General features: G+C 70.1%; 15 protein-coding genes and 1 pseudogene. 13 read left to right on the plus strand and 3 right to left on the minus strand.

Annotated elements, in window-relative coordinates:
• Window positions 1–30: 30 nt before the first annotated feature.
• The 4 genes and pseudogenes from OG226_RS48460 to OG226_RS48475 all read left to right on the plus strand — a co-directional run.
• Window positions 31–1,443 carry a cation:proton antiporter gene (locus tag OG226_RS48460; protein ID WP_329352825.1) on the plus strand — a complete coding sequence of 471 codons (1,413 nt, stop codon included), beginning with the start codon at window positions 31–33 and terminating at the stop codon, window positions 1,441–1,443.
• A gap of 465 nt (window positions 1,444–1,908) precedes the next feature.
• Window positions 1,909–2,577, plus strand: a complete 669-nt coding sequence (locus OG226_RS48465; protein WP_328685906.1) for a Type 1 glutamine amidotransferase-like domain-containing protein — start codon at window positions 1,909–1,911, stop codon at window positions 2,575–2,577.
• A 37-nt stretch (window positions 2,578–2,614) separates the two neighbouring features.
• The gene (locus OG226_RS48470) at window positions 2,615–2,854 is read left to right on the plus strand and encodes an HNH endonuclease (protein ID WP_329352826.1); all 240 of its coding nucleotides are present in this window, start codon (window positions 2,615–2,617) and stop codon (window positions 2,852–2,854) included.
• A gap of 107 nt (window positions 2,855–2,961) precedes the next feature.
• Window positions 2,962–3,069 (plus strand): annotated as a pseudogene (locus OG226_RS48475) (IS5/IS1182 family transposase); the annotation flags it as partial.
• Between the two features lie 33 nt (window positions 3,070–3,102).
• Here OG226_RS48475 and OG226_RS48480 read toward each other — a convergent pair.
• Window positions 3,103–6,039, minus strand: a complete 2,937-nt coding sequence (locus tag OG226_RS48480) for a SpoIIE family protein phosphatase (protein WP_329352827.1) — start codon at window positions 6,037–6,039, stop codon at window positions 3,103–3,105.
• Window positions 6,040–6,301: 262 nt separating this feature from the next.
• On the opposite strand from OG226_RS48480, the gene rutA reads away from it, so the two are divergent.
• The 3 genes from rutA to OG226_RS48495 are packed head-to-tail and all read left to right on the plus strand — an operon-like array spanning window position 6,302 to window position 9,550.
• Window positions 6,302–7,375: a pyrimidine utilization protein A gene (gene rutA / locus OG226_RS48485; RefSeq protein ID WP_328685909.1), complete on the plus strand. Its 1,074-nt coding sequence runs from the start codon at window positions 6,302–6,304 to the stop codon at window positions 7,373–7,375.
• Between the two features lie 31 nt (window positions 7,376–7,406).
• The gene (locus tag OG226_RS48490; RefSeq protein ID WP_329352828.1) at window positions 7,407–8,918 is read left to right on the plus strand and encodes an MFS transporter; all 1,512 of its coding nucleotides are present in this window, start codon (window positions 7,407–7,409) and stop codon (window positions 8,916–8,918) included.
• Window positions 8,915–9,550 carry an isochorismatase family protein gene (locus OG226_RS48495; protein WP_329352829.1) on the plus strand — a complete coding sequence of 212 codons (636 nt, stop codon included), beginning with the start codon at window positions 8,915–8,917 and terminating at the stop codon, window positions 9,548–9,550. The genes OG226_RS48490 and OG226_RS48495 overlap by 4 nt, the downstream gene beginning before the upstream one ends.
• Before the next feature lie 36 nt (window positions 9,551–9,586).
• On the opposite strand, the gene OG226_RS48500 is transcribed toward OG226_RS48495, so the two are convergent.
• Together OG226_RS48500 and OG226_RS48505 are read right to left on the minus strand one after the other, a co-directional pair.
• Complete coding sequence (locus OG226_RS48500) at window positions 9,587–11,779, minus strand: MMPL family transporter (protein ID WP_329352830.1); 2,193 nt, start codon at window positions 11,777–11,779, stop codon at window positions 9,587–9,589.
• Window positions 11,780–11,825: 46 nt separating this feature from the next.
• Window positions 11,826–13,430 (minus strand): multicopper oxidase family protein, encoded by a 1,605-nt coding sequence (locus OG226_RS48505; protein WP_329352831.1) that lies wholly within the window; start codon window positions 13,428–13,430, stop codon window positions 11,826–11,828.
• Between the two features lie 147 nt (window positions 13,431–13,577).
• On the opposite strand from OG226_RS48505, the gene OG226_RS48510 reads away from it, so the two are divergent.
• The 6 genes from OG226_RS48510 (at window position 13,578) to OG226_RS48535 (ending at window position 20,364) form a co-directional block, all read left to right on the plus strand.
• On the plus strand, window positions 13,578–14,765 hold the full coding sequence (locus OG226_RS48510) for a sensor histidine kinase (protein WP_329352832.1): 1,188 nt from the start codon (window positions 13,578–13,580) through the stop codon (window positions 14,763–14,765).
• Window positions 14,762–15,442 carry a response regulator transcription factor gene (locus OG226_RS48515; RefSeq protein WP_329352833.1) on the plus strand — a complete coding sequence of 227 codons (681 nt, stop codon included), beginning with the start codon at window positions 14,762–14,764 and terminating at the stop codon, window positions 15,440–15,442. The genes OG226_RS48510 and OG226_RS48515 overlap by 4 nt, the downstream gene beginning before the upstream one ends.
• 26 nt (window positions 15,443–15,468) lie before the next feature.
• Window positions 15,469–15,999 carry a hypothetical protein gene (locus OG226_RS48520; RefSeq protein ID WP_329352834.1) on the plus strand — a complete coding sequence of 177 codons (531 nt, stop codon included), beginning with the start codon at window positions 15,469–15,471 and terminating at the stop codon, window positions 15,997–15,999.
• 216 nt (window positions 16,000–16,215) lie between these two features.
• Window positions 16,216–17,928 (plus strand): B12-binding domain-containing radical SAM protein, encoded by a 1,713-nt coding sequence (locus tag OG226_RS48525; RefSeq protein ID WP_329352835.1) that lies wholly within the window; start codon window positions 16,216–16,218, stop codon window positions 17,926–17,928.
• Window positions 17,929–17,977: 49 nt separating this feature from the next.
• A complete protein-coding gene (locus OG226_RS48530) occupies window positions 17,978–19,735 on the plus strand; it encodes an L-aspartate oxidase (protein WP_329352836.1) in 1,758 nt (585 codons plus the stop codon).
• Entirely contained in the window at window positions 19,732–20,364 is a 633-nt protein-coding gene (locus OG226_RS48535) for a LysE family translocator (protein WP_329352837.1), read from the plus strand. The genes OG226_RS48530 and OG226_RS48535 overlap by 4 nt, the downstream gene beginning before the upstream one ends.
• The last annotated feature ends 184 nt before the right edge of the window (window positions 20,365–20,548 follow it).

Consider the following 20,548-nt stretch of genomic DNA (forward strand, 5'->3'; position numbering starts at 1 on the left):
ACGCTACGTGAACATGAGCAGCTGCCCCGAATGCGCAGCGCTCGCCCATGGATCCTCTACGCGGCCCTCGTCGTGCTCCCCGTGGCGCTCGCCCCGTTGCTGCTTCACCTGGGCAGCGACGTGCTGGACACGCCGGACGCCACGGGGACCGCGCCACGGTCCGCGTCCCTGTTCGATACCGTGCAACGGCTTCTGGTGACGCTGTCCGTGATCCTGGCGAGCTGCCAGTTGACGGGGCGTCTGATGCGCCGCCTGTCCCAGCCGACGGTGATCGGCGAGATCCTCGCCGGCATCCTGCTCGGTCCGTCCTTCCTCGGTCTGTTGTGGCCGGCGGGCTACGACTGGCTGTTGCCCCAGCCGCTGATCGAGCCGCTCAACGCGCTCGCTCAGCTCGGCCTCGTCTTCTTCATGTTCCTGGTCGGCCAGGAGACCGACTTCCGGGGCATCGGCCGACGCGGCAGGAACGTGCTGGTCATCAGCCACGTCGGGGTGGCGGTGCCCCTGCTCGCGGGCATCGCTCTCGCATTCCTGATGTACCGATCGTATGCTCCGGAGAAGATCGGGTTCACTGCGTTCGCGCTGTTCTTCGGTGTGTCGATGAGCATCACGGCGTTTCCCGTCCTGGCCCGCATCGTGACCCACCGCGGTCTCAACGACACCGCCGTCGGAACCACCGCCCTGGCGGGAGCTGCGATCGGCGACGTCACGGCCTGGTGCCTGCTGGCAGTGGTCGTGGCCGTCGTCGAACACTCGTCGTTCACGGGCGTCGCGGTGACGGTGGTCCTCGCCGCATCCTTCGCGCTGGTCATGTGGCTCGCCGTACGACCGGCACTGCTGCGCTGGTCGTACGGTTCTCGGCTCGACGAAAGTGAGCGGGCCGAGGGCGGATCCCCGGACGGGGCGATCCTCCCGGTCCTGTGCTGCGGCATCATGCTCTGCGCCTTCACCACCCAGTGGATCGGCATCCACTCGATCTTCGGCGCGTTCCTGCTGGGTGCGGTGATGCCACGGGGTTCGGAGAAGGTGGAGCGAGCGACCGTCCGTATGCGCGGGATGACCGAGACGCTGCTGCTGCCTCTCTTCTTCGTCTACTCCGGGCTGCGCACGGACTTCGGTCTCTTCGGCGCGAACTGGCGCACGTGGGTGTGGTGTCTGCTGCTCGTGACCGTGGCCGTCGTCGTCAAGTGGGGCAGTACGACGATCGCCGCACTGGCCACGGGGAGCGTCTGGCAGGAGGCACTGTCGCTCGGTGCGCTGATGAACTGCCGTGGCCTGACCGAACTGATTGTCCTCAACGTCGGTCTCGACCTGGGTGTCATCAGCCCGGCCCTGTTCACCATGTTCGTCTTCATGGCCTTCGTCTCCACCGTGATGACGTCCCCGGCACTGTCGTTGATCGAACTCCGTCGGGGACGTGAACGTCCACCGCGTGTGGCACCGTAGAACCGGTCGGCCCACCGCTTACCCCCGTGACGGTGGGCCGACTCTCGTAAGAGACGAAGTCCCCGTCCCTGTCTGCGTGTTGAGCAGGAGCGCGTCGTCGTTGTGGGACGGCCTGGCGCTGCGTCGCAGGGCCGCTTGAGGTCCTAGCGGTCTGGCCGAGGCCTTGGTCCAGCATGCCGGCGCCACTGTCCGCACCCTCGACTACCACCAGCACGAACAGCCAGACCGCTACCGGGAGTTCGACCGTCATCACGCTCGGCCGCGGCCTTCCGGCGAGCGCGCCTTCACGCAGCTGAAGTCCTGGCGAGTGCTCCGGCGAACCTGATATGTCACCCGGCGTCTTGGCACCACCGTCCAGGCCATCCCCACACGCTGGACCTGCGACTGTTCAGGATGAAAGGGATTCACTGGCGATGCTGATTTCGGTTCGTTGCCCGTGCTCGTCGCTCGTGCTTGGCTTGTCCGATGAACTTTCTGCTGACGGCGAGCGGTCTGCGCAACGAGACGCTGCGGGACGCTCTGCGGGACATGCTGGGCAAGCCGTTCCGTTCGGCGAATGTCGTGTTTGTTCCCACGGCGTCGGTTGCCCAGCCCGGCGATCACGGATGGGTCGTCGAGGACATGAACCGGCTGCACCGTCTCGACTGGCGGGAGTTCGACATCCTGGAACTCAACGGGCTGCCGCGGCAGTTGGTGGTCGACCGTCTGCTCCACGCCGACGTCATCTATGCCGAGGGCGGTAACCCGTACCACCTCGCACGCAGCATCACCGCCAACGGTCTGACGGATGTTTTCCTGGAGGTGCTGGAGAGTCGGGTCTACGTAGGGGCCAGTGCCGGGTCGATGATCCTCAGCCGTCATCTCACGAGGCACTCTGCCGACATCTTCGAGGACGCCGCGGACCTGCGGGCACTCGGCGTGACGACGTTGGAACCGCCGTTCGGCCTCTTCGACTGGTACCTCAAGCCGCATCTGGACTCGCCGTACTTTCACGAGCGTGACGACGCCTGGGCCGACCGAATCGCCGCGCGGGCGGACTTCCCGATCTACTTCATCGACGACGAGACTGCTGTTCGTGTGAAGGACGGCAAGGTGGATGTCGTTTCTGAAGGTCGGTGGCGGTTTCATCCGTGACGGTATGTGCGGTGGTGGCCCGGACGTGACTTAGTCCGTGTCTCCCAAGAAGGAACTCATCGCGAGACTCCTGGCGGACACCTGCGAGATCTGCGGAATCAAGGGCAACGTGCAAGTGCACCCCGTCCGTGCCCTCGCCGACCTCGCACATGCCGGATGGCAGCCGTCCGACTGGGCGCGCGTCATGCTTCACCGACGCCGCGAAACCGTCGTGGCCTGCGACACCTGCCACGACCACATCCACTCAGAACGTCCTGCCAAAACAGACACGCAGTAGTCACTGGAGAGCCGGATGACCGGGAAACCGTCATGTCCGGTTCGGCGGGAGGCCGCGCGGAACAGGACCTGTCACGGCGGGCACCTCGCCGCACGGCCGACCCAACCGCCTGGCTGGCCGGATGCCGCCGCCTGCACCGTCGGTACGAACGCGAAGCAGGACACTTCCTCGCCTTCGCCGGAATCGCCGCTGCTCTGATCTGCTACGGCAGACTTGCATGGAACCGCGCTGAGTCCGCGACTCGGCGCTCAGTCCTCGTCCCCGAACGGCAGCGAGTCGAGATCGCCGGTGAAGTCCACCGTCGTCGGGAACATCAACTCCAAGGCGTCGTCGGGGAGTTCCGGCTGGTCCCCGGGCGTGCCCAGTGTCTGCTCCGTCCAGATGCACTTGCCCGTCGGCGTGTAACGGGTGCCCCAGCGCTGGGAGAGGGCGGTGACCAGTTGCAGGCCGCGACCGCCCTCGTCGGTCTCCGTGGCGCGGCGGATACGGGGCATGGTGAGGCTGCCGTCGAAGACCTCGCAGATCAGCTCGGCGCCGTGCAGCAGGCGCAGGCTGACCGGGCCCTTGGCGTGGCGGACGACGTTGCCGACCAGCTCGCTGGCCAGGAGTTCGGTGGTCGGGGTCAGGTCCTCCAGGCCCCAGGTGCGCAGCTGCTCCCGGACGTGACGGCGGGCCTGGCCGGCCGCCCGTGGGTCCTGGGGGAGCGGCCAGGAGGCGATTCTGTCGCTGGTCAGGGCGTGGAGGCGGGCGACCAGGAGCGCGGCGTCGTCGGCCGTCGAGTGCTCGGCGGGGAGCAGACCCGCGGTGAGGGTGTCGCAGAGCTGCTCCAGGTCCGCCTCCGCACCGGACTCGGTCCGGATCGCCGTACTCAGGAGGCGGGCCAGGTCCGCCATGCCCTCGTCCATCTCGCGCTTCGACGACTCGACCAGGCCGTCGGTGTAGAGCACGAGGAGACTTCCCTCCGGCACCTTCAACTCGACCGTCTCGAAAGGGGGTTTCGCCGCGCCGAGGGGCGGATCGGCCGACAGTTCCGGGAAGTGCACGGTGCCGTCCGGGTGGACCACCGCCGGTGGCGGATGACCGGCCCCGGCGATGGAACAGATCTGGGTCGTCGAGTCGTAGAGCGCGTACAGACACGTCACGTACGACTCCTCGCCCATACCGGAGACGAGTTCGTTGAGGTGGCTCATGATCTCGTCGGGCGGCAGTTCCAGGTCGGCGAGGGTGTGCAGCGCGGTGCGCAGGCGGCCCATCGTCGCCGCCTCCGGGAGGCCGTGGCCCATGACGTCGCCGACCACCAGGGCCACCTGGCCACCGGAGAGCGGGATGATGTCGTACCAGTCGCCGCCCACGTCCATGCCCTGGCCCGCGGGAAGGTAGCGGGCGGCCGCGGTGCACGCCGGCAGCTCGGGCAGCGCCCGGGGGAGCAGGCTCCGCTGGAGTTCGCGGGAACGGGTGTGCTCGGCGTCGTAGAGCCGGGCTCGTTCCAGGGCCTGGGCGACGAGGGCGCTGATCGTGGTCAGCAGGGTGCGTTCCTCGTCGGTGAGCCGGCGGGCGCGGTCGAAGGCGACGACGCAGACGCCGAAGGTCTTGCCGGACGCCGTCAGCGGGAGGAACGCCCACGCCTCCTTCTCCGCCCGTTCCGGTCTGGCGGCCAGCTCGGGGTAGTGGGCCGCGTACTCCTCGGCCGAGGAGAGGAACAGCGGCACACCGGAGGCGATCACGTCCCAGCCCGGCTCACCGGGCGTCCGGACGCGGCCGTCGACGGTGGCCAGGAAGTCGTCCGGGTAGCCGTCCGCTCCCACGGTGTGCAGCCGGTCGCCCTCGACGGCCTGCACCAGGAGCCCGGCGGCGGCGAACGGCGGCAGTACCCGGCGGGCCACCGCGGCCACCACGTCCTTCGAGGTCGTCGCCTTGGCGAGGGCGGCCGTCAGTTCACCCATCCGGACCGCGCGTCGGGCCACCGCCAGCTCGGACGCCCGGCGCTCCTCCTCGTGCTGCCGCTTCTCGGTGACATCGGTGAGGTAGAGGGTGACTCCGTCGGGACCCGGGACCAGCCGCAGGTGGTGGCGGCGGCCGGTGCCCTCCAGCTGGGCGTCGAAGCCGACGGGCGTCTCCTCGGCCGCGGCCCTGCGGCAGCGGTCCTCCAGGCCGGGGACGTTCCGTACCGTGGGCAGCTCCCACAGGAGACGCCCGAACAGCTCCTCCTCGGAGAGGCCCAGCGTGCGCTCCGCCTCCAGGTTGGCGAAGGTGATCCGCCACTCGTCGTCCACCGCGAGGAACCCGTCGCTCATGTGGCGCAGGGCCCGGCTGAGCGCGTCCCGGGCGGTCCGGGACTCGTTGCTCTCCCAGCCCACGCCGATCATCCGGAGGGGCTCGCCGTGCTCGTCGTAGGTCGCCCTGGCGCGGGCCCGCGTCCAGCCGTACGTGCCGTCCAGGCGCCGTACCCGGTACTCGGCCTCGAACACGCCGTGCTCGCGGATCGCCCGGTCCACCGCGTCCAGCGTCGGCGCGAGGTCGTCGGGGTGGACGCACGCCATCCAGTTCTCGACCCTGGCGGTGTAGTCCTCGGGTCTGGTGCCGTAGAGCTCCAGGGCCGCCTCGTCCCAGATCAGCTCGCCGCCCCGGATGTCCCAGTCCCACGAGCCGACGCTGACCTCCTTCAGAGCCTGCCGAAGCCGGTCACGGTGGCCGCTCGGCTCGCTCCGGGAAGGCCCGGAGGGCGGGGGCGCCTGCCGCATCCGCTCCTCGGTCCAGGCGACCAGATCCCGGAGGAAGTCCCACTGTCGGGGGGTGGGCCCGCCCTGCTCGCCCATCAGCACCGTGAGCGCGCCGATGCTGCGGTCCCCGCCGGACACCGGTACGGCGGCCAGCCCGGTGCCGGGCCAGGCGAGCTTCTGACCCGCGGTGGCGGGCCGCACCGGCACCCACACGCCATGGCCCTGGCGCACGGCCCGGGCCGGGGCCGTCGGGCCCTCCTGGTCGATGATCTCCCACGGGCGGGTGAGGGCGGGCGGCAGACCGGTCGACGACACCAGCCGCAGCGCGGACATCGGCCCGCGCAGATGAATCGCCCCACCGAGCGCGCCCAGCTCGCCCACGGCGTGCTGCAGTGCCAGCCGGAACACTTCGCTCTCGGTGACGCCGGGGTCCACGGTGCCGAGCAGAGCCAGACGTGCGTTCATACCGTAAATTTTACCGTTCCCGCCTCACATAACGCGGTGCTGCGCAGGACTCCCACCTTTGACTCCCGCTCTCGCACACGGCTCTCAACAGGCAGCGTTCCAGACCGAGTTGCCCCGGCGTACCACCCGTGTTCGCTCGGGTGACAATACTCGGCATCCGGGGGAACGGGGCGTCGTGAACGGGGTATGGAACCCCTTGATCATGTCCGGACGTTGTCACCCCGTCAGGCTCACCCCCGCCCACCCGTCACACAGGAGCGGCATGGACATCGGCGTATTCATCCCCATCGGCAACAACGGTTGGCTCATATCGAAGAGTTCACCCCAGTACCTGCCGAGCTTCGAGCTGAACAAGGCCATCGTGCAGAAGGCCGAGGAGCATGGGCTCGACTTCGCGCTGTCGATGATCAAACTCAAGGGATTCGGCGGCGAGACCGAGTTCTGGGACCACAACCTGGAGTCGTTCACGCTGATGGCGGGCCTGGCCGCCGTGACCGAGCGGATCAAGCTGTACGCCTCCACCCCGATCCTCGTGCTGCCGCCGGCGATCGTCGCCCGCATGGCCACGACGATCGACTCGATCGCCCCGGGCCGCTTCGGCATCAACATCGTCACCGGCTGGGCACCGGGCGAGTACTCCCAGATGGGCCTGTGGCCCGGCGACGAACACTTCGGCAACCGCTACGCCCGCGCCGCCGAGTACGTCACCGTGATGAAGGAGCTGTGGAGCGAGGGCGTCAGCAACTTCAAGGGCGAGTTCTACGAGATGGACGACTGCGTGCTCTCGCCGCGCCCGGCGGACGGGCACATCGACATCGTCGCGGCCGGACAGAGCCCCACGGGCATCCGGTTCGCCGCCGAGCACGCCGAGTACAACTTCATCCTGGGCAGCGGGGTCAACACCCCCCTTGCCCTGTCGGACACCACGGCCTCGCTCGTGGACGCGGCGGAGGGGACGGGCCGGGACGTCGGCGCGCTCTCCCTCTTCATGATCATCGCCGACGAGACCGACGAGGCGGCCCGGGCGAAGTGGCAGGACTACCACGACAACGCCGACCACGCGGCGCTGGCGTACATGGCCGGCGAATCCGCCACCGACACCACCGCCGACGACACCTCCACCGCCCGCACCATCGTGCTGCCCGAGGGCGCGGTCAACCTCAACATGGGCACGCTGGTCGGGTCGTACGAGTCCGTGGCGAAGATGCTCGACGAGGTCGCGGAGGTCGAGGGCACCAAGGGGATCATGCTCGTCTTCGACGACTTCCTCGTGGGCCTGGAGAACTTCGGCACCCGCATCCAGCCGCTGATGAAGTCACGGTCCCTCGCCGAGTGACCGTCGCTCCGGACGGCCCGGGCCCGCGGTGGTGACCGTCGGACGAGGTCCGTGGCGGGTGTTCGCGGCCACCGCCGTGGGGGTGGTGGCCGTGTTCCTGAACATGAGCGGTCTCGCCGTCGCGCTGCCCACGATCACCCGGGAGCTGGGGGCCGAGCCCGGGCAGGCCGACTGGATCCTGCTCGGCTACATGCTGGTCACCACCGCCCTGATCCTCGTCTTCGGCCGGCTCGCCGACATCGTCGGACGCCGCAGCCTGTATCTCGCCGGGCTCGTGGTCTTCACCGCCGGGACCGGGCTCGCGGCGCTCTCCCCGTCGGCCGGGTTCCTGATCGCGGCCCGGGTCGTGCAGGGCGTCGGTGCCGCCGCCGTGATCACCAACAACACGGCCCTGCTGACCGACGTGTTCCCCGCACGGACGCTGGGCCGGGCCCTCGGCTGGAACGTCACCGTGGCCGCCACGGCCCAGGTCGCCGGACCGGTCGTCGGCGGCGCCGCGACCGAACTGCTCGGCTGGCGTGGGCTGTTCGTCGTCTGCGTGCCGATCGGGCTGGTCGCGATCGGTGCGTCGGTCCTGGCCGTTCCGGCGACCGGAGCGCGGGTCGGCCGGGTCCGCGAGCCGTTCGACCTGCCGGGCGCGCTGTTGTCCACGGCGATGCTGACCGCGCTCGTCCTCACCCTGACCCCCGGTGTCACCTCCACCGTCGCCGACTGGCTGCCGTGGGCCTGCGGCGCCGCGACCGTTGTGCTGTTCACGGCCTTCGTCGCCGTGCAGACGCGGCGCTCGCACCCCCTGGTCGACGTGGCGCTGCTGCGCACCCGCGCGATCGCCCTCGTGCTCGCCGCCGTCCTCGCCAACGCGGTCGGCAGCTACGCCGTCGTCCTCCTGGCGTCCCTGCACGAGCAGGCGGTGGGCGGCGCCACGTCCCTGGAGGCGGGGGTGCTGGTGACACCGGTCGCGGCCGGCACGCTGATCACCTCGGCCGCCGCCGGTTCCCTCTTCGACCGCTTCACCCCGCGCACACTGACGACGACAGGCATGGCGGTCACGGCCTGCGGACTGCTGGGCTTCTCGCTGACGCTCTCGACGACGACCGTGCCGTTCCTGGCCGTGGCCCCGTTCCTCTTCCTCGTCGGGGCCGGCACCGGGCTGTTCATGACGCCGAGCACCAGCGCCCTGATGCTCGGCGTACCGGCCGACCGACGCGGCATGGCCAACGGCCTGCGCTCCACCACACAGAACGTGGGCTACCTCCTCAGCACGGCCCTCGCCCTCGCGTTCACGACGACCGGGCTGAGCGAACCGGCCCGCCAGGCCGCGTACGACGGGACACTGAACACCCTGAACGTGCTCGCGTCCGGCGAGTTGGACCGCTTCGTCGCCAACATCCGCGCCACGGGGTTCGTCCTCACGGGCGTCGTCGCGGTCGGGGGAGTGATCTGCCTGGCCTTTCCCACGTCGCTGCGGGCACCCCGTACCGCTGAGGCAGCGGCCGTCAACACCCCACCGGAGTCCGCCACTTCACGAAGGACGACGCCATGACCGGTTCCGCTTCCGCGCAGGAGGACTACGAACGTGCCGGGTTCGACGGACAACTCACCCCCGGCACGTCCCCGGCCCTGATCCTGGTGGACCCCGCCCGCGCCTACATCGACCCGGACTGCCCGCTCTACGCCGGTGTCGAACCGGCGGCCGACGCGATGCGGCTCCTCCTGGCCGACGCCCGCCGGGCCGGTGTCCCGGTGATCGTCACGCGGGTGCTGCTGCGGGCGGACGGCAGCGACGGCGGCCTCTTCCTACGCAAGGTGCCGGTCCTGGGGGTATTCGCGGAGGGCAACCCCTTCGGCGATTTCATCGACGGCCTGTCCCCGGCGCCGCACGAGCTGACCGTGACGAAGCAGTGCCCGAGCGCCTTCTTCGGCACCGAACTGGCCGCCCACCTCACGGCCAACGGCATCGACACCCTGCTCATCGGCGGACTGTCGACGAGCGGCTGCGTCCGGGCCACCGCCATGGACGCGATGCAGCACGGATTCGTACCGATCGTGGTCGAGGAGGCCGTGGGCGACCGTGACCCGGACATCCACGCGGCGAACCTCTTCGACATCAAGCACAAGATCGGCGAGGTGTGGCCGCTCGCGCGGGCTCAGGAGTACCTCGCGTCTCTCGGCTGACCGGTCGTGCGTGTCGTGTACAGCACGCCGCTCGGGTCACGGACGCGCCTTGGGGACGAGAGGTTCGCGGTCGGCCGTGGGCTGGGTCGGCGGGTGCGGGTCGGCCTCGTGTCCGGCGGGAAGGACGGCGTCGGGGACCAGCGGTGACGGCTCGACGCGCAGCAGCCGGGCGATCCCGGCGGGCAGCCACCAGTTGTACTTGCCGAACAGCGAGACCATCGCGGGCACCAGCAGTGCCCGTACGACGGTGGCGTCCAGCAGGATGCCGGCGCCGAGCGCGGTGGCGAGGACCTTGATGTCGGTGCCCGGGGCGGACGCCAGCGCGGCGAAGGCGAAGAACAGGATCAGCGCGGCCGACGTGACCAGCCGCCCGGTGCGGCCCAGACCGTGCTCCACGGCGTACGCGGTGGAACCGGTGCGGTCGTACTCCTCGCGCATCCGGGCCAGGATGAACACCTCGTAGTCCATGGACAGTCCGAACAGGAACGCGAAGATCAGGACCGGCAGCCAGAACGTCAGCGCACCGGTCGCCGCGATCCCGAACACCGCGTTCGAGCCGTGTCCGTCCTGCCAGAACCAGGTGATCATCCCGAACACCGCGGCCACGCTGACCAGGTTCAGCAGCACCGCCTTGAGCGGCAGCAGCAGCGAACGGAACGTGCGGACCAGCAGCACGAAGGTGACCAGCGCGATCAGACCCAGGACGTACGGGAAGTCGTCGAAGACCGCCCGCTGGTAGTCGAGGACGATGGCACCCCGGCCCGTCACGCCGACATACCCGGGCAGGTCCTTCGTCGCGTTCCGGACCGAACTCACCACCGCCACACTGGTGTTGTCCACCGTCTCGCGGGTGGGTACGACGACGACCTCCGTGACGCCGTCCCGTCCGGGCGGGGCCACGACCGCCATCCGGATGCCCGGTACCCGCCGCGCCGCAGCCGCCACGGTGGACGCGTCCGCACCGGACCGGACCAGCAACGGCATCGGTGTCAGTACCCCGCTGCCCACCCCGCCGCCGCCGAGCGCGGCCAGCGTGTCGTGGGCGACGCCGCTGTGGGCCAGGGAGTCGGAACCGGCCTGGCCGATCTGCAGGCCGAACACCGGGACGATCGCCAGCGCGAGCCCCGCGGTGGCCGCAGCGGCGGCGGCCCAGCGATGGCGGACGACACCGCGCGCCCAGGCCGACCAGGCCCGGGAGACATGTGCCTCCTTGCGGATCCTCGGCCGGTCGACCCGCGGACCGACCAGGCTCAACAGGGCCGGAAGCAGGGTGAGGACGACCAGAGTGCTGATCACCGGGATCACCATGCCGCCGAACCCCATGCTGCGGATGAGCGGCACGTCGACCACGACGAGCGCGACCAGGCTGATCGCGACGGTGATCCCGGAGGCGAGCACCGCGTGCCCGGCGGTCGTCACCGCGGTGATCACGGCCTCGTCGTTCGACCGGCCGCGGGCCCGCTCCTCGCGCCAGCGGGAGACCACCAGCAGCGAGTAGTCGATCGCGATGCCCAGCCCGACCAGCGCGATCAGGAACTGCACGACGAACGAGACGTCGGTGAACGTGGTCAGACCGAGGACGACCAGGAACGTCGCCAGGATCGACACACCCGCGATCAGCAGCGGCACCAGGGCGAGGAACGACGCGAACACGAAGGCGAGGACGAGCAGCGCACCCAGCGCGCCGATCAGTGTCTCGCCCAGCACGCTGAGCCCGCCGTCGTCCCCGGCGTCACTGCCGGCCGAGAGCTGGTTGTATCCGGTGACCTCGGCGGTGAGGCCCTGCTGTCGTGCGGCCGCCTTGACGGTACGGTCCACCGTCGGCGCCAACGGGTCGGCGAAACCGGCCGGTTGAGGGCCGTAGACCAGCAGGAAGGTGCTGTGGCCGCCCTCGGTGAGGAAGCCGGGGTCGCCGGTGGTGCCGTAGTCGAGGACGCGGACGCCGGGGATCGTGCGGAGGCGGTTCGCCACGGCGGTGACGTCCGCGCGGTCGATGGGGCGTCCGGCGGGTGCGGTGAGCACCGGCAGGTAGCCCAGGTCGGCGGACACGCCGTAGGAGCGGGCGAGTTGGGCCTGGGTCTCGGAGCCCTCCTGGCCGGGCAGTGAGAAGTCCGACGAGAGCCGGGACTGCAGATGGCCGGCCGCGGTGCCGCCGGCCAGCAGGACGACCAGCCAGAACGCGATCACCCACCAGCGGTGGCGCAGGACGAAGTGCGCGCCTGTGGACACGAGTTGCTCCTCTGGTTTCTTGTCGGCGGTTCGCTCGGTGGGCGGTTCAGCGGGTGGTCTGGAAAGTGGCCATCATCGCCATGTCCTCGTGTTCGAGGTTGTGGCAGTGCAGGAGGTAGCGGCCGGCGTGGTCGTCGAAGCGGATCGCGACGTCGGCGTACTGCTTGGGCCGGAGATCGATGGTGTCCTTCCACCCGTGGTCGCCGGGACCGAGCGGTCCGCCGTTGCGGGAGAGCACCTGGAAGGGCGAGAGGTGGATGTGCACGGGGTGGTAGGCGTCGGTGGCCAGGCGCCAGATCTCCACCTCCCCGAGGCGGGGGGACGCGTCGACGCGACGAGGGTCGAACGCGCGGCCGTTGACGACCCAACCCGCCGCGTCCGTGCCCATGGTGGCGACCTTGCCCTTGCGGAACATCCACGGCCGGGTCGTCGCGGACTTCGTCGACAGGGCCTCGACGGTGGAGAGTTGGGCCGGGATCCGGCTGTCGTCCGTCGCCTTGCGCGCGACGACGAACCGCATGACCCGTGAAGTGCCGCCGCTGCCCGCCCTGTTGGTGAGCGTCACCCGGGTGCCGACCGGGTAGCGGGAGAAGTCGACGATCACGTCGAACCGTTCGGCCGGTGCGATCGGGAGGGTGTTGTGCCGGACCGGTGCCGCCAACAGCCCCTGGTCCGAGCCTATTTGAGTGAACGACGGGCCGCCCGGGGGTACCGGGTCGAGGGCGAGTTCGTAGCGGCGGGCGTTGGAGGCGTTGAGGAGGCGGAACCGGTGGCGGACCGCGTCGACCTCCAACTCCGGCCAGGGCGCCCCGTTCACGAGGATCACGTCACCGGCCGCGCCCGCCATGTGGTCGGCGTCGACACCGGGCATGCTCTTCAGGTCCGGATCCATGGCGGGGTATCGGAACGCGCCGTCCGCGTCGAAGGCGCGGTCCGCGATCATCAACGGGATGTCCCGGTCCCCGCGCGGCAGCGGCAGGGCCTCCTCCTCGTCGTCGCTCACCAGCATGAACCCGGCCAGCCCGCGCCAGACCTGGGGACCGGTGAAGCCCATCCGGTGGTCGTGGTACCAGAGCGTCGCGGCCCGCTGGTCGAGCGGATAGGTGTAGTCGCGGGTGCCGGTACTGGCGGTACCGCCGACGGCCTGTGCCGCGAAGGCCGCACCGCCGGTGACGGGCAGCACGAGGTCGGTCGGGAAACCGTCGCTCTCCGGCGGGGTGTGCCCGCCGTGCAGGTGCACGACGGTCGGTACGGCGAGCTGGTTGCGGTAGCGCAGCACGGTCCCGCGTCCGCGGCGCGCCGCGATCGTCGGCCCCGGGAAGATCCCGTCGTAGCCCATGATCGTCGTGCGCGGACCGGGCAGGATCTCCACGCTCGCCTCCCGCGCTGTGAGGTCGTAGAAGTCCGTGTCCGCGGTGCTCCGCGAGGGCCGTTTCACCGGGGGGACCGGCAGCGGCGTGGTGAACGGTTTCGGTAACGCGGCGGCGGAGGTGAGCGTTCGGCCGCCGAATTCGGCGCCTGTCGTGCCGGCAGTGGCCGCGTCCGATCCCGGCGACTTGCACCCGGCGGTCGTCCCCAGTGCCACGGCGCCGGTGAGCGCGGCCATGGTGCGGAGAAAGCGTCGGCGCTCGGGTCCAGGTAGTTCGGTCATGGCGCAGACGATGGGGGACACGGTCCGTCGTCCACGTCGTCCGGACGCGGTGGATCCGGCGTACTGCGGACGCGGTACACGGGCACCGGGGCCCGTACCGTGCCTGGACGACGTGGCCGTGGCCGGCCCTCCGATAGCGTGCGGCCCATGGCTGACTACCGGTTGTCCCGCTTCCGAGGCCGCGTCACGTCCCACCCGCAGGCCGCCGATGTGGCCTTGGGCCTCCTGGTCGTCACCGTGATCCTGCTCGCGGTCCGCGCCGGGCGCCCGCTGCGCGCGGAGGATCTGGCCTCCGGTGCGACGGCGTTCGCGCTGATCGCCGCCCGGCGCAGGTGGCCGCTGCCGGTCTTCGGGGCGGTCACATTGGTGAGCGCGGCGTTCAATCTGCACGCCGCCCTCGTCGGTCCGTTGCTCGCCGCGAACGTGATCTGCACGTACACCGTCGCCTCCCGGACCGACCGGAGGACCGCCGCGGTGACGGGCGCCGTCACCATCGTGACCGTGTACGTCGCCGTCGTCATCGGCGCCGGCCGGTCCTGGACCGATCCGCAGAACGCCGCGATCGCCGTGTGGGGCGTCCTGGCCGTCGTCGTCGGCGACGCCACCCGCATCCGCCTGGCCAACCTGGACGCCGTCGAGGTACGGGCCCGGCAGGCCGAGCACAGCCGCGACGAGGAGGCCCGCCGCCGGGTCGTGGAGGAGCGGCTGCGCATCGCCCGTGACCTGCACGACGTCGTCGCCCACCACATCGCCGTCATCAACGTGCAGGTCGGCGTCGCCGCCCATCTGCTGCGCGAGCAGCCCGACGCCGCAGAGGAGGCACTGGCCCACGTGCGGCAGGCCACGCGCACCGTACTCGCCGAACTCTCCACCGTGCTGGACGTGTTGCGCTCCGAGGAGCAGGACGCCGAGCACGCCTCCACGACCGAGCCTCCGCCGGGGCTGAGCCGGCTGGCGGCGATGCTGGACTCGCTGGCCGCGGTCGGACTGCGGGTGGAACACCGGCAGGAGGGCGAGGCCCGCCCCCTGCCCTCCGCGGTCGACCTCGCCGCCTACCGCATCGTCCAGGAATCCCTCACCAACGCCCACAAACACGGCAGCGAACCGGCGGCCCGGCTGCGGCTCGACTACACCCCGGCCGGTCTCGGCATCACGGTCGAGAACGCCGCCGGCCGCCCGGTACCGGACGCCGACGGCTGCGGCCACGGCCTCATCGGCCTGCGCGAGCGGGTCAGTTCGGTCGGCGGGCGCGTCCGCACCGGGCGCGACGACGGCCGGTTCACCGTCGACGCCTTCCTTCCCGCCGCACTCGACCGACAGGACACCCCCACGTGACGATCAGAGTGCTGCTCGCCGACGACCAGACACTCATCCGGGCCGGCTTCCGGGTCCTCGTCGACGGCGCGCCGGACCTGGAGGTCGTGGGCGAGGCGACGACCGGTCGCGAGGCGGTCGAACTCGCCGGCAGCACCCGCGCCGACGTGATCCTCATGGACATCCGGATGCCGGACCTCGACGGCATCGAGGCGACCCGGCTGATCACCGCCGACGAAGACCTCGCCGGGGTACGGGTGTTGATCCTCACCACCTTCGAACTCGACGAGAACGTCCTGCGCGCGCTGCACGCCGGCGCGAGCGGATTCCTCAGCAAGAGCGTCGAACCGGCCGACCTCCAGGAAGCCGTGCGGGTCGTCGCCCGAGGGGAGGCCCTGCTGTCGCCCAAGGCCACCCGCGGCCTCATCGCCCGCTTCCTCTCCCAGCCGAACCCGGGCCCACTGCCCAGCCCGGTCCAGCTCGACGCACTCACCGAGCGGGAGCGCGAGATCATGGCCCTGGTCGCCGCCGGGCTCTCCAACGACGAGATAGGGGAGCGGTTGTACGTCTCTCCCCTGACCGCCAAGACCCACATCAACCGGGCGATGATGAAACTGGGCGCCCGCGACCGCGCCCAACTGGTCGTCCTCGCCTACCGGAGCGGCTTGGTGAGCCCGGGCGACCTTCCTGTCGTGTGACGATGGGGCAGATCCGAGGGGGCCTTGTGCGGTGGAATTTCTCATGGCCGGTGTTCCGGCGCTTCGGCAGCGCCTTCGCGATCGGAGTGGCCCTGGCCGCGACCTCCGGGTGCACGGTGCCCGTCGATGCCGTCGCCGGTATCTCCGTGACCGACGACGGCCATCTGCTCGGCATCATGATGGTCTGCGGGCATCACATCGACGGCGCGACCCTCTACGTGGACAGCAGCGACGCCGACAAAGAGGTGACGGTCGGTTCGTGGACCGCCGACCGCTCCCTCACGGCCGGTCTCGCCACCTGGACGCTCGACTCTCCCTCCGCCGGCTGGACCGCGACCAGACCTCTCGAACCGCTCACCGCCAAGACCACCTATGACCTCTACGGCTGGACCGAGGACAACTCATGGTCATCGGGCAACGTCTCCTTCACTGTGACCGACAGAGACCGGCTCACGCCAGGAACGGTCCGCTACGACGACGTCTCGGACAACGGCGACGAATCCGCTGTCACCGTCCCCGTGGCGGAGTTCAAGGCCAAGGCCTGCGAGAACAACTGACGTCACGGCGCCTCACGCCGGCCGGAAACCCACAAGGGCACGATCGGCAACGGGAGTTGAGGGCCTCGGGCATTCACGAGCGGTGCCGTTCCCCGCTGTCGAAGGTACCGGTGGCGGGCCCGATGCGCGGGCGGGAAAACCCCGCGGCGGCCGGTCCGCTCAGTGGAACCGGGCGTGACAGGGGCGCCAGGGGGCGATGACGCTGGGGCGCTCCTGGTGCCGACTGTGGTGGGAGACGTCGTGGAGATGGGCTTGGAGCCGGTGGAGGAAGTCGTCGGCGTCGACGGTCGGTTCCAGTGGGAGTTCCCGCCGCCGGGCGGTACCGGCCCCGACCCCGGTTCGGGTGCTCGCTCCGACTCGGCCACCCTGTCCGTCTGGTACTTCGCCCTGCCGCTCACCTCCGCCCACCGCGGCGGCCACTCCGGCGGCGGTGCCCTCGTGGACGGCGTCGACGGCCAGGAGCGGTACCGGAACGAGGGGACGGTCTACCCGCACTCCGGTCTGGTCGAGATGATCACCTACCAGGAGCGGTACCTCCCCGAACTCTCCTGGAAATACCTCGACTTGAGCCATGTGCCGTGGGACGACGTACGCGCCGCCATCGCCGCGGATCCCCCGGACGTGGCCGCGTTCACCGTCTACACCGCCACCGCACTGTGGGCTTTCATCGTGGCCGCGGAGATCAAGCGCGTGAACCCGGACGCGGTCGTCGTGTTCGGCAACGACCACGCGGGAATCCTCCACCGCGAAATACTCACCGGACACTACGGCCACCGGCTCGTCGATTTCGTCAGCACCGGCAACAACGGCCCCTTCACCATGCTCGGCCTCCTGTACGCCTTACGCGGCCAACTCGACCTGAAACGCGTCCCTTCCCTCGCCTATCGCGAACACCTCGGGGTCATCAACCAGCCCGCTCCCACCTATCCACTCGACCGCCGCATGCTCCCCGACTACACACTCATCGAAGACCAACTGGAGCGGTACTACGACAAGGCGTTCGACGTCTGGTACGCGCACCACTACGACCTGAAGCGCATGGTCACTCTGCCTCTGGACGCCGGTTGTACCTGGGGAACGCGCCCGGGACGCCGGTGCAAACACTGCTCGATCCAGGGGCTCACCCCGAAATTCGCCCGGATGGACACGATCGTTCCCGCACTCGAAAAGGCGGTCGGCGGCCTCGGCGCCAATGTCTACGCCGCCGGTGACTCCACCCTCGGCTTCTCCCGCGCACAGTGGTCCGGCGACATCGGCTACCTCGACGAACTCGCCGAACGCTGCGCCGCCTCACCGGTACTCCGCGACCACCGGTTCCTCCTCGCCTACGGCCTGGTCTTCGAGTTCCTCCAGTCGGCCAAGCTGTGCCAGGGCTTCGTCCGCACCTGGAACGTCGGCCTGGAGGCCTTCGACCCCAAACTCCTCAAGGGCGACTCCAAGGGCATCAACAAAGGACCCGACCGGGTCTACGAGGCACTCGAACTGGCTCAGGAACTGGACTACAAGATCTACGCCTCGGGAATCCTCGGACTGCCCGGTACCACCCGGAAGCAACTCCACGAAGAGGTCGACTCCTGGCTCTCCCTCGCGGAGACCTATCGGGACACCATCACCACGGTCTCGGTCGCCGCACCCGGTGTCATCCCGGGCTCGCGCATGTACTGGGAAAGCTTCCGCACCCACCCCGAAGTACGCGCCGCGCACGGCGAGATCATTCCGGCCCGGCGCCTCACCGAGTTGTACGTCCACGAGAACACCGAGGTCGAACTCGCGGACGTGGAAGCCGCCATCGCCGACGTCGGCCGGGGCGTGATCGCCCTCGGCCGCGAGCGCGGACACATGAAGTTCGGCGGCTACATGCTCGGCGGAGTCGACGACGACGAGGCGGCCGAGCGACGACTGCTCGACGAGATCTGCGCCCAGCTCTGACACGAGCGACGGGCTCACGAGGGCGACGACACCGGTGAAGGCAGGGAACATGACCGCGAACACGACCGTGAATACGGCTCGGACGACGTCCGTACCCGCAGCCTCGACCCCGCGTGTGATCATCGTCGGCGCCGGTGGCGCGGGCCTGGCCGCCGCCGTCGAGGCCGCAGCCGAGGGCGCACACGTCGTCCTCGTCACGAAGGCCCTCTACGAGCACTCCCGGCACCGCTGGGCCTCGGCCGGCGGCTGCACCTGGAAGACCCACGCCTTCAACGCGGCCGTCGCCCCGGACGACAGCGTCGCGGCCCACATCGCGGACACCCTCGCGGGTGGCGCGTACGCGGGCGACGAGGACATCGTACGGACGCTGTGCGAGGGCGCGTTGGGCCTGGTGGAATGGCTGGAAGGCCTCGGGCTGCGATTCGAGAAGAGCAGGGACGGCCGATTCGCCACCCGCCCGTTCGGCGGCAACGGCGCGCCCCGTGCCGTCCACCTGGAGGACCGGCTCGGCTTCCACATCCAGCGTGTGCTCGGCGAACGACTGGCGGGGCTCGTCCAGGAAGGCCACGTCGAGGTCCATTCCGGACTGCGGGCCACGGACATCCTGCTCGACGCCGACGGAGCCGTACGCGGACTGCAGGTGCTGTCCGTCGAGAGCCTCGAAATCCTGGAGATCGCCGCGGACGCGCTGATCCTCGCGGACGGCGGCGGCACCTCGATGTACGCACCGTCGGCCGCCTCGACGGACAAGACCTGCGACGGTCTCGCTCTCGGGCTGCGGGCCGGCGCCGAGGCCATCGACATGGAATACGTCCAGTTCCATCCCACCGGGCTCGCGTCGGACGTACCGACGTACGACGGAATGCCGGTCGAGGAAGCCGTACGGTTCGACGGGGCGACCCTGCTCAACCGTGACGGAGAGCGGTTCATGCTGCGGTACGACCCCCTGGGTGAACAGGCTACCCGGGACAAGGTGTCGCGCGGTGCCTACCGCGAGATCGTGGAGGGGCGCGGTTTCCCGGACGGCACGGTCCAGCTCGATCTCGGTGCCTGCGCGCATCTGATACCGGAGCGCTATCCGGCCCTGTACGAACGTCTCCGCCTGATCAGGCCGGGATTCGGCTCGGCGGACGCGTCGGTACTCGCCGTCCGCCCCACCGCCCATTTCCTGATGGGCGGACTCCGGACCGACAGCACGGCCCGCACCACGATCCCCGGCCTGTACGCCGCGGGCGAGACCGCGGGCGGCGTCCACGGTGCCAACCGCCTCGGCGGGAACGGCCTGTCGGAGGCCCTCGTCTTCGGCCGGATCGCCGGTCGGCACGCGGCGGCCCGCAGCGCCGGTACGGCACTGACGGAAGAGCGCATCCGGGTCACCGGGCCCTACCGTATGGACGTCTCCCCGAGCGGCGCGTGCCCCGAGGCCCTGCTTCAACTCCTGCGGCGTAACATGTACTTGAAGGCCGGCCCGATCCGTACGGCCCGCGACCTCCTGGCGATGACGGAGACGATCGCGGCGCTGGACGAGCGCCGGGAGAGGCTGGACATCGCCTCCGGGCCGCGGGCCGCGGGCCAGGTACAGACGTGTCTCGACCTGGAGAACCTCCTGCTGGCCTCCCGGCTGATCGTCGAGTCCGCGCTGCTCCGCGAGGAGTCGCGCGGGGCGCACCACCGCGAGGACTTTCCCTCGACGGCCGCTCGCATCACCGGCAACGCGGTCGTGCGGGACTCCGGGAAACTCGTCTGGAAGCCCGTTCGCCGGGGTGGGACACGGCCTTCCGACGCCGGCGCGGAGCACCGACGGTGAACCTGGACAACGGGATCAGCGTGGCCGCGATATCCCTCGGCGTCGTGGTCACTCCCGGGCCGAACATGATGTACATGGTCTCGCGGAGCATCGCTCAGGGCCGTCGCGCCGGGGTGGTGTCGTTGGGCGGGGTCGCGGTCGGCGCCCTGGTCTTCGTGGTGGTGACGAACCTCGGCCTGATGGCCGTGCTGCGAACCGTCCCCGTGCTGTACACGTCCTTCAAGATCGTGGGCGCCGCCTATCTGGGCTGGCTCGCCTGGCAGGCCTTCAGGTCGGACGGGGCGTCCGTCTTCGCTCCGCGCGAGATGGCGGACACCTCCACCCGCCGCCTCTTCGCCATGGGGCTGGTCACGAACCTCCTCAACCCCAAGATCGCCCTGCTGTACCTCTCGCTGATCCCGCAGTTCGTGGACACCCGGGCGGGCCACGTCCTCCTCCAGGGCTTCGCCTTCGGTGGCATCCAGGTCGCCGTGAGCGTGTGCGCGAACCTGGTCATCATCATGGCCGCGGGGACCCTGTCGGATTTCCTCGCCGCGCGGCCCGCCTGGCTGCGGGTACAGCGGTACGTCACGGGATCCGCCCTCGGCGCTCTCGCCCTGCTGCTGGCGACGGACCAGTCGCAGGCATGACGAACCGTCAACACCTTCAGCACGGTACGGGCGTGCAGAAGGGCGCAGGGGCGGCCGCACCCCGTGCGCACACCTCCGAACCACCTCCACACGCCCTCCTGTTGGCGACCGGTCACTGATGTGCTCGTCGTCCGTTCAAAGAGGGGGAGAAGGACATGCGTCATCGTCTCGCGCAACGGTTCGC

It is taken from the genome of Streptomyces sp. NBC_01261 (genome assembly GCF_036226385.1).
In the GTDB taxonomy this organism is placed as follows: domain Bacteria; phylum Actinomycetota; class Actinomycetes; order Streptomycetales; family Streptomycetaceae; genus Streptomyces.

Excerpts from the sequence above, each read along its gene's own strand:
- OG226_RS48460 (WP_329352825.1), top strand. The coding sequence starts at position 31 with ATGCGCAGCGCTCGCCCATGGATCCTCTACGCGGCCCTCGTCGTGCTC.
- OG226_RS48465 (WP_328685906.1), top strand. The coding sequence starts at position 1,909 with ATGAACTTTCTGCTGACGGCGAGCGGTCTGCGCAACGAGACGCTGCGG.
- OG226_RS48480 (WP_329352827.1), bottom strand. The coding sequence starts at position 6,039 with ATGAACGCACGTCTGGCTCTGCTCGGCACCGTGGACCCCGGCGTCACC.
- rutA (WP_328685909.1), top strand. The coding sequence starts at position 6,302 with ATGGACATCGGCGTATTCATCCCCATCGGCAACAACGGTTGGCTCATA.
- OG226_RS48495 (WP_329352829.1), top strand. The coding sequence starts at position 8,915 with ATGACCGGTTCCGCTTCCGCGCAGGAGGACTACGAACGTGCCGGGTTC.
- OG226_RS48505 (WP_329352831.1), bottom strand. The coding sequence starts at position 13,430 with ATGACCGAACTACCTGGACCCGAGCGCCGACGCTTTCTCCGCACCATG.
- OG226_RS48510 (WP_329352832.1), top strand. The coding sequence starts at position 13,578 with ATGGCTGACTACCGGTTGTCCCGCTTCCGAGGCCGCGTCACGTCCCAC.
- OG226_RS48530 (WP_329352836.1), top strand. The coding sequence starts at position 17,978 with ATGACCGCGAACACGACCGTGAATACGGCTCGGACGACGTCCGTACCC.